21 protein-coding genes are annotated in these 20,956 nt (G+C 72.8%); 5 read left to right on the top strand and 16 right to left on the bottom strand.

All coding sequences use genetic code 11. The annotated features are described in order from the left end of the window. Nucleotides 1-2: 2 nt before the first annotated feature. From IH80_RS0106860 to IH80_RS0106850, 3 genes are all read right to left on the bottom strand, one after another. Nucleotides 3-4,019: an AAA family ATPase gene (locus tag IH80_RS0106860; protein WP_030958535.1), complete on the bottom strand. Its 4,017-nt coding sequence runs from the start codon at nucleotides 4,017-4,019 to the stop codon at nucleotides 3-5. Nucleotides 4,020-4,203: 184 nt separating this feature from the next. Next, nucleotides 4,204-4,422: a hypothetical protein gene (locus tag IH80_RS0106855; protein WP_030032603.1), complete on the bottom strand. Its 219-nt coding sequence runs from the start codon at nucleotides 4,420-4,422 to the stop codon at nucleotides 4,204-4,206. Nucleotides 4,423-4,770: 348 nt separating this feature from the next. Beyond that, the gene (locus tag IH80_RS0106850; protein WP_030708499.1) at nucleotides 4,771-5,052 is read right to left on the bottom strand and encodes an acylphosphatase; all 282 of its coding nucleotides are present in this window, start codon (nucleotides 5,050-5,052) and stop codon (nucleotides 4,771-4,773) included. A gap of 137 nt (nucleotides 5,053-5,189) precedes the next feature. On the opposite strand from IH80_RS0106850, the gene IH80_RS0106845 reads away from it, so the two are divergent. Further along, on the top strand, nucleotides 5,190-6,146 hold the full coding sequence (locus IH80_RS0106845) for a CAP domain-containing protein (RefSeq protein WP_051808890.1): 957 nt from the start codon (nucleotides 5,190-5,192) through the stop codon (nucleotides 6,144-6,146). Between the two features lie 112 nt (nucleotides 6,147-6,258). On the opposite strand, the gene IH80_RS0106840 is transcribed toward IH80_RS0106845, so the two are convergent. Next, a complete protein-coding gene (locus IH80_RS0106840) occupies nucleotides 6,259-6,870 on the bottom strand; it encodes a flavodoxin family protein (RefSeq protein ID WP_030958531.1) in 612 nt (203 codons plus the stop codon). A gap of 126 nt (nucleotides 6,871-6,996) precedes the next feature. Between IH80_RS0106840 and IH80_RS0106835 the strand changes: the two genes are divergently transcribed. After that, nucleotides 6,997-7,401: a winged helix-turn-helix transcriptional regulator gene (locus IH80_RS0106835; protein ID WP_030958530.1), complete on the top strand. Its 405-nt coding sequence runs from the start codon at nucleotides 6,997-6,999 to the stop codon at nucleotides 7,399-7,401. Here the strand turns inward: IH80_RS0106835 and mutM are convergent. The 9 genes from mutM to IH80_RS0106790 all read right to left on the bottom strand — a co-directional run bounded on the left by mutM (nucleotide 7,374) and on the right by IH80_RS0106790 (nucleotide 16,367). Further along, the gene (gene mutM, locus IH80_RS0106830) at nucleotides 7,374-8,243 is read right to left on the bottom strand and encodes a bifunctional DNA-formamidopyrimidine glycosylase/DNA-(apurinic or apyrimidinic site) lyase (RefSeq protein ID WP_030958529.1); all 870 of its coding nucleotides are present in this window, start codon (nucleotides 8,241-8,243) and stop codon (nucleotides 7,374-7,376) included. The genes IH80_RS0106835 and mutM overlap by 28 nt on opposite strands. Before the next feature lie 115 nt (nucleotides 8,244-8,358). Then, nucleotides 8,359-9,198 carry a ribonuclease III gene (gene rnc, locus IH80_RS0106825; RefSeq protein ID WP_030958528.1) on the bottom strand — a complete coding sequence of 280 codons (840 nt, stop codon included), beginning with the start codon at nucleotides 9,196-9,198 and terminating at the stop codon, nucleotides 8,359-8,361. Nucleotides 9,199-9,217: 19 nt separating this feature from the next. Beyond that, complete coding sequence (gene rpmF, locus IH80_RS0106820; protein ID WP_003965982.1) at nucleotides 9,218-9,391, bottom strand: 50S ribosomal protein L32; 174 nt, start codon at nucleotides 9,389-9,391, stop codon at nucleotides 9,218-9,220. A gap of 2 nt (nucleotides 9,392-9,393) precedes the next feature. Then, on the bottom strand, nucleotides 9,394-10,104 hold the full coding sequence (locus tag IH80_RS0106815) for a YceD family protein (protein WP_051808887.1): 711 nt from the start codon (nucleotides 10,102-10,104) through the stop codon (nucleotides 9,394-9,396). 69 nt (nucleotides 10,105-10,173) lie between these two features. Then, a complete protein-coding gene (locus IH80_RS0106810) occupies nucleotides 10,174-11,208 on the bottom strand; it encodes an ATP synthase F0 subunit B (protein ID WP_030958524.1) in 1,035 nt (344 codons plus the stop codon). A 103-nt stretch (nucleotides 11,209-11,311) separates the two neighbouring features. Then, nucleotides 11,312-11,791, bottom strand: a complete 480-nt coding sequence (gene coaD, locus IH80_RS0106805; protein ID WP_030958522.1) for a pantetheine-phosphate adenylyltransferase — start codon at nucleotides 11,789-11,791, stop codon at nucleotides 11,312-11,314. Nucleotides 11,792-11,805: 14 nt separating this feature from the next. Then, complete coding sequence (rsmD, locus tag IH80_RS0106800) at nucleotides 11,806-12,384, bottom strand: 16S rRNA (guanine(966)-N(2))-methyltransferase RsmD (RefSeq protein ID WP_030958521.1); 579 nt, start codon at nucleotides 12,382-12,384, stop codon at nucleotides 11,806-11,808. Nucleotides 12,385-12,459: 75 nt separating this feature from the next. After that, complete coding sequence (gene recG / locus IH80_RS0106795) at nucleotides 12,460-14,664, bottom strand: ATP-dependent DNA helicase RecG (RefSeq protein ID WP_030958520.1); 2,205 nt, start codon at nucleotides 14,662-14,664, stop codon at nucleotides 12,460-12,462. Nucleotides 14,665-14,690: 26 nt separating this feature from the next. Then, nucleotides 14,691-16,367 carry a DAK2 domain-containing protein gene (locus IH80_RS0106790; RefSeq protein WP_030958519.1) on the bottom strand — a complete coding sequence of 559 codons (1,677 nt, stop codon included), beginning with the start codon at nucleotides 16,365-16,367 and terminating at the stop codon, nucleotides 14,691-14,693. Nucleotides 16,368-16,610: 243 nt separating this feature from the next. Between IH80_RS0106790 and rpmB the strand changes: the two genes are divergently transcribed. Then, on the top strand, nucleotides 16,611-16,796 hold the full coding sequence (gene rpmB, locus IH80_RS0106785; RefSeq protein ID WP_007266795.1) for a 50S ribosomal protein L28: 186 nt from the start codon (nucleotides 16,611-16,613) through the stop codon (nucleotides 16,794-16,796). 118 nt (nucleotides 16,797-16,914) lie between these two features. Here rpmB and thiD read toward each other — a convergent pair whose 3' ends face one another. Together thiD and IH80_RS0106775 are read right to left on the bottom strand one after the other, a co-directional pair. Then, nucleotides 16,915-17,715, bottom strand: a complete 801-nt coding sequence (thiD, locus tag IH80_RS0106780) for a bifunctional hydroxymethylpyrimidine kinase/phosphomethylpyrimidine kinase (protein ID WP_030958517.1) — start codon at nucleotides 17,713-17,715, stop codon at nucleotides 16,915-16,917. Next, nucleotides 17,712-18,695 carry a thiamine-phosphate kinase gene (locus tag IH80_RS0106775; protein ID WP_030958515.1) on the bottom strand — a complete coding sequence of 328 codons (984 nt, stop codon included), beginning with the start codon at nucleotides 18,693-18,695 and terminating at the stop codon, nucleotides 17,712-17,714. The genes thiD and IH80_RS0106775 overlap by 4 nt, the downstream gene beginning before the upstream one ends. Before the next feature lie 245 nt (nucleotides 18,696-18,940). Between IH80_RS0106775 and IH80_RS0106770 the strand changes: the two genes are divergently transcribed. Continuing rightward, nucleotides 18,941-19,174 carry an Lrp/AsnC family transcriptional regulator gene (locus IH80_RS0106770; protein WP_030958514.1) on the top strand — a complete coding sequence of 78 codons (234 nt, stop codon included), beginning with the start codon at nucleotides 18,941-18,943 and terminating at the stop codon, nucleotides 19,172-19,174. A 23-nt stretch (nucleotides 19,175-19,197) separates the two neighbouring features. Next, on the top strand, nucleotides 19,198-19,692 hold the full coding sequence (locus tag IH80_RS0106765) for a DUF3515 domain-containing protein (protein WP_030958513.1): 495 nt from the start codon (nucleotides 19,198-19,200) through the stop codon (nucleotides 19,690-19,692). Nucleotides 19,693-19,762: 70 nt separating this feature from the next. Here the strand turns inward: IH80_RS0106765 and IH80_RS0106760 are convergent, their stop codons facing one another. Further along, entirely contained in the window at nucleotides 19,763-20,920 is a 1,158-nt protein-coding gene (locus IH80_RS0106760) for a D-alanine--D-alanine ligase family protein (RefSeq protein WP_030958512.1), read from the bottom strand. Between the last annotated feature and the right edge of the window lie 36 nt (nucleotides 20,921-20,956).

Here is a 20,956-nt window from a genome sequence, read left to right as displayed (position 1 = left end):
CGTCAGCGCAGCCGCTGGCTGATGACCTTGGAGACTCCGTCGCCCTGCATGGAGACGCCGTAGAGCGCGTCGGCGACCTCCATCGTCCGCTTCTGATGGGTGATCACGATCAGCTGTGAGCTCTCCTGGAGTTCCTCCATGATCCGGATGAGTCGCTGCAGGTTGGTGTCGTCCAGGGCGGCCTCGACCTCGTCCATCACGTAGAACGGGCTGGGGCGCGCCTTGAAGATCGACACCAGCATGGCCACGGCCGTCAGGGAGCGCTCGCCGCCGGAGAGCAGCGACAGGCGCTTGACCTTCTTACCCGGGGGGCGGGCCTCCACATCCACCCCGGTGGTCAGCATGTTGTCCGGGTCGGTCAGCACCAACCTGCCCTCGCCGCCCGGGAACAAGCGTGAGAACACCCCCTCGAATTCCCGGGCGGTGTCCCGGTAGGCCTCGGTGAAGACCTGCTCGACGCGCTCGTCGACCTCCTTCACCACTTGAAGGAGATCGGCCCGTGTCTTACGGAGGTCCTCCAGCTGCTCGCTGAGGAACTTGTGGCGCTCCTCCAGCGCCGCGAACTCCTCCAGGGCCAGCGGATTGACCTTGCCGAGCTGCTGGTACGCCCGTTCGGCCGCCTTGAACCGCTTCTCCTGCTGCGCGCGGACGAAGGGGCCGGGCCGGTTGCGCGGGTGCTCGGGGTCCTGCGGCAGCTCCTCGCCGTCGGCCGGCGGGGACGGCGGGACCGGCTGGTCGGGGCCGTACTCGGCGACGAGCGCGAGCGGCTCCATGCCGAACTCGTCCAGCGCCCTGGCCTCCAGGGCCTCGATGCGCAGCCGCTGCTCGGCGCCGAGCACCTCGCCGCGGTGGACGGAGTCGGTGAGCTTGTCGAGCTCCCCCTTCAGGTCGCGGCCGCCGTTGCGCGCGTCGGCGAGCTCGCGCTCGCGCAGCCCCTTGGCCCGTTCGGCCAGGGTGCGCTCCTCCTCGGCCCGGTGGAGGGACACCTCCACATGGGCGAGGAGCTGGCGGGCCCCGTCGGCGACCGCTCGGGCCACGTCCGCCTCGTGGATCCGGCGGGCCCGGCGGCGTTCGGCGCGGGCCCGGGCCTCGCGCTCCGCGCGGGCCGCCCGGTCGAGGGAATCGGCCCGCCCGGCCAGCCCCTTGACCCGCTCCTCATGGGTCCGCAGCTGCAGCCGGGCCTCCATCTCGGTCTGGCGGGCGTTGGCCCCGTCGGCCGCGAGCCGGTCCCGGCGGGAGCTGTCCGGCTCCTCCTCCACCGGCATCTCCTCGGCGACGGCGAGCCGCTCCGCGCACTCCTCGACCTCGGCCAGCGCCTGTTCCAGGGCGTCCTGGGCCTTGGCCGCCGCGCCGGCTGCGCGCTCGGCCTCGCCGACGGCGCCCTTCGCCTGCCCGGCGAGCCGTCCGAGCTGCTGGGCCACCCCGGCCCGGGCCTGTTCCGCGGCGCGCCGCCGCTCGGCGAGCTCCTCGACGAGGGCAGCCGCGTCCTGCCGTCGGGTCTGCGCGCCGGCCTGGGCGGCGGCGAGCTCCTCGCACCGCGCGCCCAACCGGGTCAGCTCCGCCGCGGCGTCGTCCACGGCTGCCTGCACCTCGATCAGGCTGGGCGCGCCGGCGGACCCGCCGTGCGCGAGGTGCGCGCCGAGGACGTCGCCCTCGACGGTCACGGCCACGGTGTCGGGACGCTGCGCGACGTACGCCTCGGCCTCGTCGAGGGTGCCGACGACGACGTGGTCGCGCAGCACCCACGCCAGCGCCCGCCGGACCTCGTCGTCCCCACCCACCAGCGCCGCGACGGGTACGGGCCGCGCCACCCCGGCCGAAGCCCCCGTCTCGTGGGCCTGCGCCGCCGCCGCGCCGTTCCCGGCCCGAGCGCCGGCCGCGGCGTCCGCCGCGGGCACCCGTACCGGCCCCTCGCCCCCGGCCGGCAGGCCCTTCCCCGGGAAGCCGGCGGCACCGGGCGCAGCCGCGGTCACCGACCCGGCCCCCGGCCCCGGCGGGGCCTCGTCCACCGGAGCCGCCCCGGCCCGGGGGCACTGCTCCGGGACTCCGGCGGCGGGCCCCGGAGCCCGGCCGGGCAGGGGTGCGGGACCGCCCGCGGCAGACGCAGGCCCAGCCCCCTGCACCGGCACCGCCGGAGCGCCCTCGGCCGCGGCCCCGCCCGGGAGGAGAGCCGGCGCAGCCGGTCCGCCCGCGTCCGCGGCGTGCCCTCCGGGGACGGCCCCCGGCGGGGCCGGAGCAGCCCCGGGCCCGGAGCCCTGGACCGGCAGGGCTGCCGGCATGCCCGCACCCCCGCCCGGGAGGGCGGTCGGCGGGGTGATGAGGAGCGTGGCGCGGCCCGCGTCCGCGTCGCGCAGGTGGCGGATCGCCCCGGCCGCCGCCGACGGGGAGGACACCGCCAGCGCGTCAGCCGCCGAGCCCAGCGCGGCGGCCACCGCCGCTTCGTACCCCGGGGTGACCGACAGCCGCTCCGCCGCCGGCCCGAGCACCCCGGCCAGCCGCTCGCGGGCCGCCAGCAGCGCCCCCGTACCGTCCTTGCGGCGCAGCCCCAGCGCCAGCGCGTCCCGGCGGGCCGACACCGCCGCGCGCGAGCGCTCCGCCGCCGCCAGCGCCTCGCGTGCGGCGCTCAGCCCGGCCTCGGCCTCCTTCAGCTCCGCCCGCGCGGCCTCGTGGTCCGTCTCCGCCGACGGGTCGTCGAGCCCGCCGACCTCCTCCGCCAGCGCCTCGTACTCGGCCTGTGCGGCCTCGGCCCGGCACCGCGCCTCGTCCCGCGCCAGCGCGAGCCGGTCGATCTCCGCCTGGGCCGCCCCGGCGCGGGAGCGGGCCGCGCCGAGCCGCCCGGTCAGCCGGGCCAGCCCCTCGCGCCGGTCGGCGATGGCCCGCGCGGCGTCCCGCAGCCGGCGTTCCTCTTCGGCCAGCTCCCGTTCCAGCTCCGCACGGTGCCCGGTGGTGTCCTCCAGGGCTCGGGAGGCCGCTTCCAGGGCGGCCGTCAGCTCGGCCTCCTGTTCGCGGATCCGCTCCGCCTCCCGTTCCATGTCCTCGGGATCGCGCCCCCTGCGCTCCTCCTCGACGGGGGCCGTCGCGCTCTTGACCCGCGCGTCGGCGAGGGACGCGGTGCCCCGTACCCGCTCGGCGAGCTGCGACAGGTCGTACCAGGTCTGCTGCGCCCGCCCGAGCCTCGGCGCGAGTTCCCGTACGGCCTCCTCCAGCTCGGCCTCGCGCCGCAGCGCCGCCGCCAGCTGCGCCTCGGCAGCCTCCTTGCGCGCCTTCAGCGCGGCCTCGTCCGCGATCTCCGCGTCGAGCGCGCGCCGCAGGGCGACCAGGTCGTCGGCGAGCAGGCGCAGCCGCGCGTCGCGCAGGTCGGCCTGGATCACGGCGGCCCGGCGGGCGACCGCGGCCTGGCGGCCCAGGGGCTTGAGCTGCCGGCGCAGTTCGTCACCCAGGTCCTGCACGCGGGCGAGGTTGGCCTGCATCGCGTCGAGCTTCCGCAGCGCCTTCTCCTTGCGCTTGCGGTGCTTCAGCACGCCGGCCGCCTCCTCGATGAAGGCCCGGCGGCCCATGGGGTCGGCGTGCAGGACGGAGTCCAGCTGGCCCTGCCCGACGATGACGTGCATCTCGCGGCCGATGCCGGAGTCCGAGAGCAGTTCCTGGATGTCGAGCAGCCGGCAGGTGTCACCGTTGATCTGGTACTCGCTGCTCCCGCCGCGGAACATGATCCGGGTGATGGTGACTTCGGCGTAGTCGATGGGCAGCGCGCCGTCGGAGTTGTCGATCGTCAGGGAGACCTCGGCGCGCCCGAGCGGCGGGCGTCCCGTGGTCCCCGCGAAGATGACGTCCTCCATCTTCCCGCCGCGCAGGGACTTGGCCCCCTGTTCGCCCATGACCCAGGACAGCGCGTCGACGACGTTGGACTTGCCCGAGCCGTTCGGACCGACGACACACGTGATGCCGGGCTCGAAGCGCAGGGTGGTGGCGGAGGCGAAGGATTTGAAGCCACGCAGGGTCAGGGACTTGAGGTGCACGCCGCCGGACTCTACCTTTCACGTTCGGTTTCACCCATGAAGGTGCAGGGCACGATCGACGTCAAAGGCATCAGGCCCCCCACCCGGCCCTGTGGTCCCTGGTGCGGAGTCCAAAGAAAGAAGGGACGCCGGAGCGTCCCTTGCAGATCATGCGGGCTGGATTCGAGCGACGAGTGAGCGCGGATCAGGTGAGCGCAGGCTCCGCCTGGGGTACGTCGATGTCGATGCTGTCCAGCAGCGAGTCTCCGTCGTGCTGAGCGGCGGCCGCGTTCAGCGCGTCATTTTCGGACTGAATCCGTACGAGCTCGGACTCGAGGTCCTGGACGCGCTGCTGAAGCCGTCGCATCTCGGCGAGGAGTCGCGGGTCGGAACCGCCGACGTAACCGAGAAGCGCCTTTGCCATGATGGATGGTCCTCCACACTGAGTGACCGACCGAAGCGGTGTGGGTCGTGAGGGAATCGCACCCGCGGATGTCCGGCAGCGACTGTCAGTCACTGCGCTTACTACTGCCAGCACTGCCAAACAGCTCAGGTGCGCGGGGCTTCCAGCGTCTCACCAAAAAGTTTGACGGTCAACACGATCACGCCCCGTATCGGCGGGCAGCCCGGGCCCCGCAAGGGGCGTGGAGATCATCCTCATCTCCGAGCCTTCCACGGATCGTCCGCCGCGGCAACGCGTCGGCGACGAATGCCCAGTTCCGACCGGGTCCGGACGATCAGAGATGTGATGAGTTCATGATCAGTCGATCGCTCATCGCATCCCGAATCCGTCGTAGCCACCGCGCGGTGTCCCCCAGATCTCTGTCACCCCGTCCACCCTGCCGGGCGTGTCGGCGGAGCGCAGCCAGTCGAGCAGGCGGTGGCAATTCTCACGTTGACCTTCGGCGACCACCTGTACCCGCCCGTCGTCGAGGTTGAGCGCGAAGCCGACCACCCCGCCGATCTCCAGGGCGTTCTCCCTGGTGAACCAGCGGAAGCCCACTCCCTGCACACGGCCGCGCACCCAGGCGGTCAGACGGACGTCTTCGTTCATGCGCGAACGCTATCCGGGCGGCCACTTTCCGGTCACATCGCCCCCGGGTCCCCATGGCGTACAGTCGCGCACCAACGAACTCACCCATTTGGGTGGGTAAGGGATGATCTTGCTCCGGTCAGGAAGGCACGACACCGATGGGACGTCACCGGCTCCCCGCCCCGCCGCGCCGCGGCGGCATGCACGGCACCGCCCTGCGCACCGGCCTGCTCGGGGTCTCGGTCGCCGTCGCCCTCGGCACCGCCGCCGTCACCACCGGCATGGTCCCGGTCGGCGGCTCCTTCCCCTATGTGGGGGTGAGCGGCACGGACACGGCCGTGAACGCCACCGCCACGAAGGCCGCAGCCAAGGCCACCCCCACCCCCGACCCGCTGCTCCAGCGGCAGGGCGGCCTCGCGAGCCTGTCGGGCCACGCCCCCGCGACGTCCGGCGCGCCCACCGCTCCGGCGACGCCGTCGGCCTCCCACACGCCGTCGGCCTCCCCTTCGCCGTCGGCCTCCCCCACGCCGTCGGCTTCGCCGACCCCTTCCGCGTCCCGGGCGCCCAAGGCGGCGCCCAGCACCACGCCGCCCGCGTCGCCGAGCACCGCGCGCAGGACGCCTGCCGCGCCGGCCCCCTCCCCCGAGGCGCCGAAGAAGACCCAGGCGCCGGCCACCACCGAGCCGGCACCGGCGCCGACCCCCACCGCCACCGCGACCCGGCCGAGCCTGGACGGGCACTCCGCGGAGGAGGACGCCGTGGTCGCCCTGGTGAACCAGGAGCGCGCCCAGGCGGGCTGTGGACCGGTCCGCGCCAACCCGCCGCTGGCGGCGCTGGCCGGCGCCTTCAGCAAGGACATGGCCACCCGCGGCTTCTTCGGCCACGACGACCCCGACGGGAACACCCCCTGGGACCGGGCCGCCAAGGCCGGCCTCTCGGGCCTCGGCGGCGAGAACATCGCCCGCGGCCAGGGCGACGCCGATGCCGTGATGAAGGCCTGGATGAACAGCCCGGGCCACAAGGCCAACATCCTCAACTGCGAGTTCCGCACCTTGGGCGTCGGGGCGCACTTCGCCGTCGGCGGCCCCTGGTGGACCCAGGACTTCGGCTTCTGACGCACCCCGCTGCGGGCGGGGCCACCGGCCGCAGCCCCGAACGCCCGGAAGGGGCCGGGTCGCGGACCCGGCCCCTTCTTCTGCTGCGTCGTGGGCCGGCAGGCGCAGGGCCTCAGGCGGTCGCCGCCGCCAGGATCGCGCGGCCCGCGAGCACGACGCGGGTGTGCTCGGCCACGCGGCGGCCCAGGTGCTCCGCCGTCGCGATGTCGGCCTTGTGCACCGCGTCCGCGCCCTCGTCGGAGTTGGACTGGGCGGCCGCGCCGGAGAAGAAGCCCAGGCGGTTGAGGTCGTTCTCGGAGGCCGTGCTGGAGTTCCAGCCCGGCTTCAGGCCCAGGTTGACCCAGTTCATGCCGTGCTGCGCGGCCAGGACCTGGAAGAACTGCAGCGTGTGCAGCTTGTCGCCGCTCTTCGAGGCGGAGTTGGTGAAGCCGGCCGCGACCTTGTCCTGCCAGGCGTCCCCGAACCAGCGCTTCGAGGAGGCCTCGGCGAAGACGTGGAAGGCGCCCGAGGCGGTGCCCATGTACGTCGGGGAACCGAAGACGATCGCGTCGGAGGCGTCGAGCAGCTCCCACTGCGCGTCGTCGATCTCGTCGACCTTGATCAGGTGGACGGTCGCCCCGGCGTCCACGGCGCCGCTGCGGACCGCCTCCGCGACGACGGCGGTGTGGCCGTAGCCGGAGTGGTAGGCGATCGAGACGACGGGGGTGTGCGTGATACCGGACAAGGCTGATCTCTCCCTCGGGAAGACTCCCGTCGCGGCACGGGCCGTGCTGCGACGAGGAAAAGAGAATCACTAACTTTTCGAAAGCGCAAGCTGCGGGTTAGCGCTGCCCGGGAGTACGCTTGTTCCATGGAGATCCCCGCCTGTACCGAAGCCCACGAGTCCGAGCAGCCGTTCGACGTCTTCGCTCGCGCCTGCCCGTCCCGCGAGACGCTGGAGCACGTCACCGGCCGCTGGGGCAGCCTCACCGTGGGCGCGCTGCGCGAGGGTCCGTGCCGGTTCAACGAGCTGCGCCGCCGGGTGGAGGGCGTGAGCGAGAAGATGCTTTCGCAGACGCTGCACGCGCTGGAGCGCGACGGCATAGTCAACCGTGAGGCGCAGCCGACCAACCCGCCGCGCGTCGACTACGAACTGACCCCTCTCGGCATCGAGGTCGCGGACCGGCTCCTCGCGCTGATCCACCACCTCGAGGAGAACATGTCGGTGGTCCTGACCGCCCGGGAGACCTACGAGGAAACGCGCGGCGGCCGCTGACAGCGCGGGCAGAAGTAGCTCGACCGGTTCATCCACGGCCGGCGGCGCACCGGGGTGCCGCAGCGCCGGCAGGGCTCGTCCTCGCGCCCGTAGGCGTCGAGCGAACGATCGAAGTACCCCGACTGCCCGTTCACGTTGACGTACAGGCTGTCGAAGCTCGTGCCGCCCACGGCGAGGGCCGCGTTCATGACGTCCCGGACATGGCCGAGGAGTTCCGCGCTCCGGGGGCGCGTGAGGTTGGCCGTCGGGCGCTCGTAGTGCAGCCTGGCGCGCCACAGCGCCTCGTCGGCGTAGATGTTGCCGACCCCGCTGATCAGGGACTGGTCGAGCAGGGCCCGCTTGACGGTGGTCCGTTTGGCGCGCAGCGCCAGGTGGTAGGCGGTCTCGTCGAACAGCGGATCCAGGGGGTCGCGGGCGATGTGCGCGATGACGTCGGGCAGGCCCTCGGCGCTGTCGGCGACGGTCTCGTGCAGCGAGAGCCCGCCGAAGGTCCGCTGGTCCACGAAGCGCAGCTCCGTTCCGGCGTCGTCCGCGAAGCGCACCCGGATCCGCAGGTGCCTCTCGTCGGCGGCGCCCTCGGGCTGCACGAGCAACTGCCCGCTCATGCCCAGGTGCCCGAGCACCGACAGGTCCCGCCCCGCCAGGGGCAGCCACAGGTACTTCCCGCGCCGCTGCGGCACCCCGAGGGTCTCGCCCCGCAACCGCGCCGCGAAGTCGGCCCCGCCGCCCGGATGGCGCCGCACCGCACGCGGGTGCAGGACCTCGACGGCCTCGACGGTCCGTCCGGCCACCCAGCGCTCCAGCCCCCGCCGTACGACTTCGACTTCGGGCAGCTCGGGCACGGGATTACCTCCGTCGGGTGCGGATCTGACGCTGCCGCGAGCGTACCGGCCGCCCGGAGACGACAACGCCCGCCCCTGCGGTGCGGGGGCGGGCGATGGTGTACGCGAAGGAAGGTCAGGCGTCCGGAGCCGGATCGGCGGGCGTCGGCACCCCGCCGTCCGCGGCCTCGGCCGAAGCCGGGGCCTGCGCCGGAGCGGCGGCCGCAGCCGCCGCGATCCGCTCGTCCGCCGCGGCGCGGATCCCGCGCCACGCAGACTCCGCGGCCTGCTGTTCCGCTTCCTTCTTGCTGCGGCCGGTGCCGGTGCCGTACGAGACACCACCGACGCGGGCGGCAGCAGTGAAGGTCTTCTCGTGGTCCGGACCGGTCTCGGTGACCAGGTATTCCGGTACGCCAAGACCTTCGGCCGCCGTGAGCTCCTGGAGACTGGTCTTCCAGTCCAGGCCGGCCCCGAGGTTCGAGGACTTCTCGATGAGCGGGTCGAAGAGCCGGTGGACCAGCTCCGAGGCCGCGTCGAGGCCCTGGTCGAGGTAGACCGCGCCGATGACCGCTTCGAGGGTGTCGGCGAGGATGGAGGCCTTGTCCCGGCCGCCCGTGCCCTCTTCGCCCCGGCCGAGCCGGATGAAGGAGCCCAGGTCGAGGCCGCGCCCGACCTCCGCCAGTGCACGCGAGTTGACCACCGCTGCCCGAAGCTTGGCCAGCTGGCCTTCGGGGAGGTCCGGGTGGGTCGTGTACAGCGTGTCCGTGACCACCAGCCCCAGCACGGAGTCCCCGAGGAACTCCAGGCGTTCGTTGGTGGGCAGACCGCCGTTCTCGTACGCGTACGAGCGGTGGGTCAGAGCACGCACCAGAAGGGCGGACTCGAGTCGGTACCCGAGCCGCCCTTCCAGAAGCGTGTGGGACGAGGCCGCGTTGTTACTGTCTGCCTGCTTCTCAGCGTTGGACAGCTCAGACATTGCGCCTCTCACCAGCCGCTCAGACCTCGAGGACCTGGCGCTTGTTGTAGGTGCCGCAGCTCGGGCACGCGATGTGCTGGAGCTTCGGCTCCTGGCAACGCTCACACGAAACCAGGGTGGGGACCGCAGCCTTCCACTGCGACCGGCGGTGGCGCGTGTTGCTGCGCGACATCTTCCGCTTCGGAACAGCCACGGCTACTTCTCCTGCTTCTCGGCGGCGCTCTGAACGTCGTCAGATGCAGTGCCGCTCATGTTGTCCTTCTCGTCGTCCTGATCGGTCACGACGAGTTCCTGCAAAGCCGCCCAACGGATGTCGACGGCGTCGTGGTGGTGGTCCGGGTCGTCGTTGAGGCTGACCCCGCAATCGGGGCACAGTCCCAGACAGTCCTCCCGGCACACCGGCTGCATCGGCAGTGCGAGCACCACCGCATCGCGCAGCACGGGTTCGAGGTCGAACAATCCGTCCTCGAGGAAGAGCGTGTCCTCGTCGTCCTCGGCGTCGTCGGCCGGCTCCGCCTTTGCGCGGCCCCGGTCGTCGGCGTCAGGGTACGAGAACATCTCCTGGAAGTCCGCCTTGAGCTCACGCTCGACGGCCTCCAGACACCTTACGCACTCCCCCGTCGCCGATGCACGGACGGTGCCTGTGACAAGCACCCCTTCCATGACCGACTCCAGGCGGAGGTTGAGCTTCACCGGGGCGCCCTCCGGCACTCCGATCACGCCGGCCAGACCGAGGTCCGCCGGTGCGTCGATCTCGCGGGACAGCCGCTGCATGGCACCAGGACGCCGACCCAGCTCGTGCGTGTCGAACACGAGGGGGTTGCGGTGGTCGAGGCGGGTGTTCAGGGCCGTTCCTGCTTTCACAGATCGCTGAAGATCAAAGATTCCGCCGCTGAAGGGCAGCATGGATCGCGGCGCATACGCGCGACCGAAGAGCCAGGATACCCGGCGCTTCGCTCTGAGCCCAATCCGGCCCTAGCGACCCTGTTCGTACTGACGCAGCTGGTCCAGGTTGATCATGCTCGTGTCGAAGAAGCTGGTCTCGTCGAGCGAGGGCTGCTGCGCCTGCTGCTGGTGCTGGGCCTGCTGGGGCTGCTGGTAGGCCGCGTACGGGTCGGGCTGCTGCTGGTAGGTCCCGTACGGGTCCGGCTGCTGCTGGTAGGCCCCGTACGGATCCTGGTAGCCGTACGCGTCCTGCTGGGCGGCGGCGGGCTGCTGGTAGCCGTAGGAGTCGTACACCGGCTCGGCCTGCGCCGGGACCGGCGCCTGCACGTGTGCGGGCTCCGGTTCCGCGAGGCCCGCCAGGAAGTCCGAGTCGCTCGCCGAGCGGGAGGACTGGCCCGCCGCGTCCTGGGCCGCCATGAGCACGCCCAGCTCGTCCGTCGGGACCCGGCCGAGCAGCTTCTGGCGGCCGCGGCCCACGGCCTCCAGGGTCTTGGAGAGCACCGCCTCGAAGGTGGCGAGCTTGGTGTCCACGTAGGCGTCCGCCTGCTGCCGCTGCGTCTCGGGGTCGTGGCTGCGCTCGGGGGCGTCCGCGTCCGGGTAGCCGTCCTCGTCCAGGCCCGGGCCGCGGCCCAGCAGCTTCTCCCGGCCCCGGTCCACCGAGCCGATCGTCTTGGTCAGCACGACCTCGAAGTTCGCGAGCTTGCTGTCGACGTAGTCGTCGGCCTCGGCCCGGATCTGCTCCGCCTCCCGGCGGGCCTCCTCCAGGATCCGGTCCGCCTCGGCCTGGGAACGCCGCGCGATCTCGGTCTCGGCGATCAGCGAACCGCGCTGGCCGTGCGCCGCGTCGATGATCCGCTCCGCCTCGCGGCGGGCGTCCTCGACCATCTGCTCGCGGCCGCCGATGAGCTCCTGCGCCTGCGCGAGGGAGCCGGGGAGCGCCTGGCGGACCTCTTCCAGCTGGGCGAGCAGCTCGGCGCGGTTGATCACGCAGGAGGCCGACATGGGCATGGAGCGGGCGCCGCCGACCGCCGCGACGATCTCGTCGAGCTTCTTCTGCACGTCCATGGGGGCTCGCACTCTCTCGGCCTCAGGCGGTTCCTGAGACGGACGGGTCGACTGTAAGGCCACCGGGCGGGCCCCCGACACCGCCTGATGGCACGTCAGGTGGTCAGCGGTCGCGCAGCCGCTCCAGCAGCGCCGCGTGGACGTGCGCCGGCAGCAGGTGGGCGACGTCGCCGCCCCAGGCCGCGACCTCCTTGACCAGCGAGGAGGACAGGAAGCTGTAGGTGGGGATGGTCGGGACGAACAGCGTCTCGACGCCCGACAGGCCCAGGTTCATCTGGGCCATCTGGAGCTCGTAGTCGAAGTCGCTGACCGCGCGCAGGCCCTTGACGATGGCCGGGATGTCCCGCTGCTTGCAGAAGTCGACGAGCAGTCCGCGGAAGGACTCGACCTGGACGTTTCCGTAGTCGGCCGTGGCCTCGCGGATCAGCTCGATCCGCTCCTCGACGGTGAACAGACCCTGCTTCGACTCGTTGATCCCGACGGCCACGTGCACGACGTCGTACAGCCTGGAGGCGCGTCCGATGATGTCGAGGTGTCCGTTGTGGATGGGATCGAAGGACCCCGGACAGACGGCGCGGCGCAACTGAACTCCCTCGTTCATGAGTCTTCGCTGGTGAAGGCGGCGCGGCCGTACCAAAGGGTGCCCTCGCCGTACTTCCGCGACCGGAGCGGCTCGAAGCCCTCGGGCCACGGGAAGGCGCCGCTCCTGGTGCTGCGCTCCACGGTGACGAGCGCGTCGTCCGTGATCCAGCCATTGGACCGGAGTGTGAGGAGGATCTCGCGCAGGTCGGCGCTGTCCAGGGCGTACGGCGGGTCCAGGAAGACGACGTCGTACGGTTCCCCGCCCGCGCGGGCGGCCACGATCTGCTCGGCCTTGCCGGCCCGGAATTCGGCGCCGGGCAGGCCCAGGGTCCTGATGTTGTCCCGGATCGCCTTGGCGGCCTTGGGGTCCGCCTCGACCAGGAGGGCGTGGTCCGCGCCCCGGGAGAGGGCCTCCAGGCCGACGGCGCCGGAGCCGCCGTACAGGTCGAGCACCCGGGCGCCTTCGACCCCGTGCAGCGACTCCCAGGTGGAGAAGAGGCCTTCGCGCATCCGGTCCGAGGTCGGGCGGGTGCCGGTGCCGGGGGGCACGGCCAGCCGTCGCCCGCCGGCGCTGCCGGCGATCACGCGGGTCATCTGGGGTCCTTCGGTACGGCGGTAGGGGGCGCGCGCGGCGGTCCGCCGCGGCACTCCAACGATAGGTCGTACCGGTCAGCCCTTCTCCAGGTACTGCTCGCGCTCGGTGTCGAGCAGGGCGTCCAGGGCGGTCCGCAGGCCCGGCAGCCGCTCCAGCGCCGGGTCCCCGGCGACCACGCGGGTGGCCTCCTCCCGGGCCTGGGCGATGACCTCCTCGTCCTCGATGACGGCGAGCATGCGCAGCGAGGAACGCACCCCGGACTGGGCCTGGCCCAGGACGTCGCCCTCGCGGCGCTGTTCCAGGTCGATCCGGGAGAGCTCGAAGCCGTCGAGGGTGGCGGCGACGGCCGCCAGCCGGGCCCGGGCGGGGCTCGCCTCGTGCATCTCGCTGACCAGCAGGCACAGGCCCGGGGCGGAGCCCCGGCCGACGCGGCCGCGCAGCTGATGGAGCTGGGAGACGCCGAACCGGTCCGCGTCCATGATCACCATGACGGTGGAGTTCGGGACGTTCACACCGACCTCGATGACCGTGGTGGCGACCAGCACCTTGACCTCGCCCGCGGTGAAGCGCCGCATGACGTCGTCCTTGTCGGCCGGGTCCATCCGGCCGTGCAGCACCTCGACGCTCAGCCCGGCGAGCGGGCCGCGCGCGAGCTGCTCGGCCACCTCCAGGACGGCGAGCGGGGGCCGCTTGTCGGGGTCGTCCGCGGCGGCGGTCTTCTTCTTGCCGTTCTTGGCGTCGTCCTCCCCGTCGCCGATGCGCGGGCAGACCACATACGCCTGGTGGCCCTTCTCGACCTCCTCGCGGACCCGCTCCCAGGCCCGGGCGAGGAAGTGCGGCTTGTCCTTGGCCGGCACCACGTGGGTCGCGATCGGCGAGCGCCCGGCGGGCAGCTGGTCGAGGACGGAGGTCTCCAGATCGCCGAAGACGGTCATGGCGACGGTGCGCGGGATCGGGGTGGCGGTCATCACCAGCAGGTGCGGGGGCTGCTTGCCCTTGGACCGGAGCGCGTCGCGCTGTTCCACGCCGAAGCGGTGCTGTTCGTCCACGACGACCAGGCCGAGGTCGTGGAACTGCACCTTGTCCTCGATCAGGGCGTGCGTGCCGATGACGATCCCGGCCTCACCGGTCACCAGGTCGAGCAGGGCCTGACGGCGCGCCGGCATCCCCATCGACCCGGTGAGCAGCACGACCTTGGTGCCCTGGTCGGAGCCGCCGAGCATGCCGCCCTCGGCCAGTTCGCCCATCATCTCGACGACGGAGCGGTGGTGCTGCTGGGCGAGCACCTCGGTGGGCGCGAGCATCGCCGCCTGCCCTCCGGAGTCCACGACGGCCAGCATCGCCCGCAGGGCCACCATGGTCTTTCCGCTTCCGACTTCGCCCTGGAGGAGGCGGTGCATGGGGTGGCTGGTGGCGAGGTCGTCGAAGATCTCCTTCGACACCTTCTGCTGGCCCTCGGTGAGGGTGAAGGGCAGTTCGGCGTCGAAGGCGTCGAGCAGGCCGTCCGGGGCGGGGCGGCGCGGGACCGCAGGGAGCTGGGCGTCGGCGTGGCGGCGGCGGGCCAGGGCGACCTGGAGGACGAAGGCCTCGTCCCACTTCAGGCGTTGGCGGGCGTCGTCGATGTCGGCCTTGGTGGCGGGCCTGTGGATCTTCAGCAGGGCCTCGGTGAGCGGGACCAGTCCGCGGCCCTCGCGCAGGGCGGGCGGCAGCGGGTCCACCGCCTCCCGGGCGCTGGGCAGCACCGCGTCCACGCACTTGGCGATCTTCCAGGACTCCAGCTTCGCGCAGGCCGGGTAGATCGGGATCAGCTGGTTCGCGAAGGCGGTGGCGGCGTCCCGGTCGGAGGCGTCCGCGCCGAGCGGTTCGTACGCCGGGTGCGCGAGCTGGAGCTTGTGGTTGAACCTGGAGACCTTGCCGGCGAACATCGCGCGGCTGCCGGGCAGCAGCTCCTTGTGGGGCTTGTGGACCCCGGCTCCGAAGAAGACCAGCTGGAGCCGGCCACTGCCGTCGGTGATGGTGACCTCCAGCCGCTTGCCCCGGCCCCCGTTGAAGGTCAGGACGCGGGCGTCGGCGACCTGCGCGACGACGGTCACGTGCTCGTCGATCTGGTCGGCGAGCTCGGCCAGCGAGGTCAGCTCGCCGCGCTCGGCGTACCGCCTCGGGTAGTGGTGGAGCAGGTCCAGGGCCGTGTGCAGGCCGAGCTGCTCGGCCAGCACCTTGGCGGTGGCGGGTCCGAGCGTCTTCTTGAGGTCTTCGTCGAGCGCGGGCACGTGTTCCATTGCACACCATGGCGCTGACAAGGCCGTTATTCCACCCCGATGAGGAGCGGCGCCGAGTACCGGCCGCCAAGGTAGGTGACGGTGTCCACGGCCAGGTGGCCGGACTGCACGTACGCCTCCAGTCGTGCGGCGACGCCGTCCGGCACCTCCGGTCCGAGGACCAGGGTGACGAGTTCGCCGCCGGAGCCCAGCATCCGGTCCAGGACGGCCTCGGCGGTCTCGGCCAGGCCCGCGCCGATCACGGCGACGTCGCCGTCGATGAGGCCGAGCACGTCGCCGGCCTGGCAGATGCCGGCCGAGGTGAAGGACTGGCGTTCGGCGACGGCCAGTTCCCCGTAACGGGTGGCGCCGGCGGCGGCGGTCATGGCCACCACGTCCTCGTCGAAGCTGCCGTCCGGGTCGTGCACGGCGAGCGCGGCCAGTCCCTGGACCGCGGAGCGGGTGGGGATCACGGCCGTCCGCACGCCCTCGGCACGGGCCTGCTCGGCGGCCGCGGCCGCCGCCGCGCGCAGTTCGGCTCCGCCCGGCAGGAGCACCACCTCGCGGGCGTGGGCCCGGCGGACGGCGTCGAGGAGTTCGGCGGTGGCCGGGACCTCTCCGGGGCGTACGAGCACGGTGGTCGCGCCGGCCTCGGCGCACAGGCCCGCCAGTCCCTCGCCGGGGACGACGGCGACCACGGCCCGCTGGGCACGCTCGGCGCGGCCCCGCCGGCGCTCGTCGCCGAAGTGCGTGATCCGTATCCGGTACGGCCGCCCGGCGACCACGCCCGCCTCCACGGCCGCGCCGGGGTCGTCGACGTGGACGTGGACGTTCCACAGTCCGTCGCCGCCGACCACGACCAGGGAGTCGCCGAGTCCGTCGAGGGTCGCGCGCAGTTCCGCGACCGCCGCCTCCGAGGCCTCCAGCAGGTAGATCACCTCGTAGGCGGGGCCGTCCGCGTGCTGCTCGCAGGGGTCGGCCGGCCGCGGTGCGGGCGGCACCGTCCGGGCGGCCCCCGCGAGCGGTTCGGCGGCCGGCTCCTGGCCGGACAGCGTCTGCCAGAGGGCGCCCAGGACGGCGACGAGCCCGCAGCCGCCGGCGTCGACCACCCCGGCCCGGCCCAGCGCGGCGAGCTGTCCGGGGGTCTCGGCGAGTGCGGCGCGGGCGCCGTCGTAGGCCGCGCGGGCCACGTCCCCCGCGGTGCCGGCGGCCGCCGAGGCCGCTTCGCCGGCCCGCGCGGCGGCACCCGCGACGGTGAGCATGGTGCCCTCCACGGGGTGGGCCACGGCGGCGTACGCCTCCTCCGCGGCCCGGGTGAGGGCGTGGGCGAGCAGCCCGCCGGGGCCGTGCCGGCGCCCCTCGTGCTCGGCGCCGAGCACGTCGGCCACTCCGCGCAGCAACTGGGCGAGAATCGTGCCGGAGTTCCCGCGGGCGCCGACGAGCGCGCCGTGCGCCCAGGCCCGTACGGCTTCGGACAGCGAGGTGGGTGCGGGGGTCCCCGCGGCGTGGGCCGCGCTGTCGAAGGCCTCGGCCAGGGCGCGGTCGGCCGACTCGGCGGTGAGGTAGAGGTTGGTGCCGGTGTCCGCGTCGGCGACCGGGTAGACGTTGATCGCGTCGATGTCCTCGCGGGCCCGGCCCAGCGCTGCCAGGGCGAGCGAGCTCCAGGTGCGCACGGCCTCGGCGTCGAGCTCGTCGGCGGGCTGCGGCTGCGGCTCGTGCGGCACCGGGCGTTCCTCCTCGTGCGGGCCAGGGTTCACCGCAGGGTAACGAAGGACCGCGCCCCCGGGGCCCGGACCGCGGGACGGGGTCGCCGGCCGCCATGGTAGTTTTCTTGGACGGGCGCAGTCGTTGTATGCTGCTCCGGTTGCCCGATGAGAGTCGGGTCTTTTCCCCGGCAAACCACTTCAGACCTCTGATCCGGTGCGCCGGATTCACTGTAATTGCATCTGAAGTCTTTGGAGTGACCTGTGGCTGCCAACTGCGACGTTTGCGCCAAGGGGCCGAGCTTCGGCAACAACATCTCCCACTCGCACCGCCGCACCTCGCGTCGCTGGAACCCGAACATCCAGCGCGTCCGTGCCGTGGTCAATGGGACGCCGAAGCGCCTCAACGCCTGCACCTCGTGCATCAAGGCCGGCAAGGTCTCGCGCTGACGCCCGTCGTAGCGCAGCCCCTTCCGGTTGCCAAGAAGGCCGGTCCACCTCTGGTGGACCGGCCTTTTGCCTTGTCCGGGGGATCCCGGCGGGCTGGACCCCGGTACTCCGGGCGGGGTCAGCGCAGCCGCCAGGCGTGATCCACCGGGCCGATGCCTCCGCCGAGTGCGAAGCCGGCGGCGATGCCGCCCGTCACGTACTCCTTGGCGGCCGTGACCGCCTCCGGGACGGCCAGGCCCTTGGCCAGTCCGGCCGCGATCGCGCTGGCGAGGGTGCAGCCGGTGCCGTGGGTGTGCCGGTTGGAGTGGCGCGGGGCGCGCAGCCACCGTTCCTCGGTGCCGTCGGTGAGCAGGTCCACGGCCTCGCTGCCGTGCGCCGCGAGGTGCCCGCCCTTGATGAGCGCCCAGCGGGGGCCGTGGCCGAGGACCGCGTCGGCGGCCCGCCGCATGTCGTCCTCGGACTCCACGGCGATGCCCGTGAGCTGGGCGACCTCGTCCAGGTTGGGCGTGGCCACGGTCGCCCGCGGCAGCAGTTGCGTGCGTACGGCGTCCAGCGCCGAGGCGGCGAGCAGCGCGTCCCCGTGCTTGGAGACGCCGACGGGGTCCACGACGGCCGGGGCCGCAGTGTCCGCGAGCAGCGCGGCCACGGTCTCCACCAGTGCGGCGGAGGAGAGCATGCCGGTCTTCACCGCGTGCACGCCTATGTCGTCCACGACGGCCCGGTACTGGGCCGTGACGGCCTCGGCGGGCAGCTCCCAGGCTCCCCGTACCCCGAGGGAGTTCTGGGCGGTCACGGCGGTCACCACGCTCATGCCGTGGACGCCGAGGGCCAGCATGGTCTTGAGGTCGGCCTGGATGCCCGCGCCGCCGCCGGAGTCCGATCCGGCGACGGTCAGGCACAGCGGCGGTGCCGTGTTCACAGCGTGCCGTCCTGGGGGGCCGGGTCGGCCCCGAAGTGGTCCCAGCCTCCGGTGCTGGTCCAGGGCGCGCCGTCCACGGTCACCTGGGGCAGCGCGGAGCGGTTGAGCACCTCGCCGATGACCTTCCACCGGGCGGGGAGCTTCACGTCGGGCGGGAAGGTCGCCACGATCGCGTGGTCCTCTCCCCCGGTGAGCACCCACTGGAGCGGGTCCACGCCGACGGCCTGCCCGATGTCGTGCATCTGGGTCGGGATGTCGACGGCGGCCGAACGCAGGTCGATGCGGACCTTGCTGGCCTCGGCGATGTGCCCCAGGTCCGCGATCAGGCCGTCGCTGACGTCGGTCATGGCACTGGCGCCGAGGCCGGCGGCGGCGGGACCGGCGTGGTACGGCGGCTCGGGGCGCCGGTGGGCCTCCACGAACGCCCGCGGGGAGCGGAAGCCGCGCGAGAGCACGGCGAAGCCGGCCGCGGACCAGCCGAGCCAGCCGGTGACGGCGACGACGTCGCCGGGCTGGGCCCCGGAACGCAGGACGGGCTCGTGGTTGCGCAGGTCACCGAGGGCGGTGATGGAGACGGTGATGGTGTCTCCGCGGACCACGTCCCCGCCGACCACGGCGGCGCCGGCGACCTGGCACTCGTCGCGGATGCCGTCCATCAGCTCCGTGGGCCAGGTGACCGGGAGTTCGGCGGGCACGACGAGGCCGAGGAGCAGCGCGGTCGGCACCGCCCCCATGGCCGCGATGTCCGCGAGGTTCTGCGCGGCGGCCTTGCGGCCGACGTCGTAGGCCGTGGACCAGTCGCGCCGGAAGTGCCGGCCCTCCAGCAGGATGTCGGTGCTCGCCACGACCCGCCGGTCGGGGGCCGAGACGACCGCCGCGTCGTCGCCGGGTCCGAGCCGGACCGCCGGGGTGGTGGTGAGTCGTGAGGTGAGCTCCCTGATCAGCCCGAACTCCCCCAGCTCGCCGACAGTGCCCTTCATCGCTGTGCCCCTTCTTGCCCAGTCCGCTTGCGGTCGCGAGCCGTCACAGCTCTGGGTACCGTCAACAGATACGTCAACTTCTGCTCTCCGTACGCCCCGCTGTGCGTGGCGCCGGGCCCGCAGGTCTCCCCGTGGCGCACGGCGACGCGGTACCGTGGCGTCCCTTCTTCCCCCGGCCCTGTCCATCGTGTGGGGTTCACCCGAAGGTTAGGGGAAATGATCCTCGTGGCCGCCCTGGAGGTTCCGTGGTACAGGCGTACATCCTCATCCAGACCGAGGTGGGCAAGGCGTCGTTCGTCGCCGAGTCCATCGCCCAGATCCCGGGGGTGATCCAGGCCGAGGACGTGACGGGGCCGTACGACGTGATCGTGCGCGCCCAGGCCGACACCGTGGACGAACTCGGCCGCATGGTCGTCGCCAAGGTCCAGCAGGTGGAGGGGATCACCCGCACCCTGACCTGCCCGGTGGTCCATCTGTAGCCCCCGTCTACTCTTGGCCGGTGATGTCCCTCCACCACCGGCCCCTCCGTGTCCTGGCCGTGCCCGTCGCCCTGGCCGCGTCCGCCGCCCTGGCGGCGTGCTCCCCGGACGGTTCCGAGGCCCGGGTGGAACCGCCGCCCGCGCCGCCGGGCGATGTCGCGGGGTTCTGTGCGGCACTGCACAAGGAGCTCCCGGAGACGGTGGCCGGCCTGGCGCGGACCCGGACCGAACCGGAGTCCGACCTGACCGCCTCCTGGGGCGGCTCGGCGATCGTACTGCGGTGCGGTATCGCCAGGCCCCCCGAGATGCTGGATCCGAAGCAGGACGGCGTCGAGGTGAACGGCGTGGCCTGGCTGCTGGAGAAGCGTGACGACGGCGGATTCCGGTTCACCACCGGGATGCGGCTGGCTTACACGGAGGTCCGCGTCGACAAGGAGCATGCCACGGACGCGGGGATGCTCGTCGGCCTGTCCACGGCGATCGCCGCGACCGTGCCCGCGGGCATCGCCTCCTACTGAGCTCCGGCACACCGCCGCCCGCCTGCCGCCCCCGTGCGGGGCGGCCGGCGGGCGGCGGCTCGACCTGCTGCTAGCGCAGCCCGGTGGAGCGGCGCAGGGCCGCCTGGATCAGGCGGTCCACCAGCTCCGGGTACGCGATGCCGGACTTCTCCCACATCAGCGGGTACATCGAGATCGGCGTGAAACCGGGCATCGTGTTGATCTCGTTGATGACGAACTCGCCGTCCTCGGTGAGGAAGAAGTCGGCGCGCACGAGACCCTCGCAGGAAGCGGCCTCGAAGGCCTCGATCGCGAGCCGCTGCACCTCGGCGGTCTGCTCCGGGGTGAGCGGGGCGGGCACGATCCCGGAGGCGGAGTCGATGTACTTCGCCTCGAAGTCGTAGAAGTCGTGGCTGGACACCGGCGGGATCTCGGCGGGCACGCTGGCCCGCGGCCCGTCCTCGAACTCCAGGACGCCGCACTCGATCTCGCGGCCGCGCAGCAGCGCCTCCACGATGATCTTCGGGTCGTGGCGGCGGGCCTCCTTCACGGCGGCCTCCAGGCCGGACGCGTCGTCGACCTTGGTGATGCCGATCGAGGAGCCGGCCCGGGCGGGCTTCACGAAGAGCGGCCAGCCGTGCTCGGCGGCGAATTCCAGGATCCGGGCCGTGGCGGCGTCCCGGTCGGTCTCCCACTCACGGGGGCGGATGGTCACGTACGGGCCGACGCTCAGCCCGAAGGACGTGAACACCCGCTTCATGTAGTCCTTGTCCTGCCCGACGGCCGAGGCGAGGACGCCCGAGCCGACGTACGGGATCCCGGAGAGCTCCAGGAGGCCCTGGAGGGTGCCGTCCTCGCCGTAGGGGCCGTGCAGCACGGGGAAGACGACGTCGACCTCGCCCAGGGCCTTCGGGACGGCGCCCGGCTCGGTGTAGACGACCTGGCGGCTGGCCGGGTCGACCGAGAGGACGACGGCGCCGTCCTCGGACTCGGCGAGCTCCTCGACGCTCGGGAGCCTGCGGTCTGCGATGGCCATCCGCGAGGGCTCGTCGGCGGTCAGCGCCCACCGGCCGTCCGTGGTGATGCCGATGGGCAGCACCTCGTACTTGGACCGGTCGATGGAGCGCAGGACGGCGCCCGCCGTGACGACCGAGATGGCGTGTTCCGAGCTGCGGCCGCCGAACACGACGGCCACGCGGGGCTTGCGACCCTGCTGCTCAGGGGTCTGGGGGAGGTTCTCGCTGCTCATATCGGCATGAGCGTACCCGCTCAAGCGTCCGGGAAG

The organism is Streptomyces sp. NRRL S-378 (assembly GCF_000720645.1).
Taxonomy (GTDB): domain Bacteria; phylum Actinomycetota; class Actinomycetes; order Streptomycetales; family Streptomycetaceae; genus Streptomyces.
This window is presented reverse-complemented; position numbering and strand designations above follow the sequence as displayed.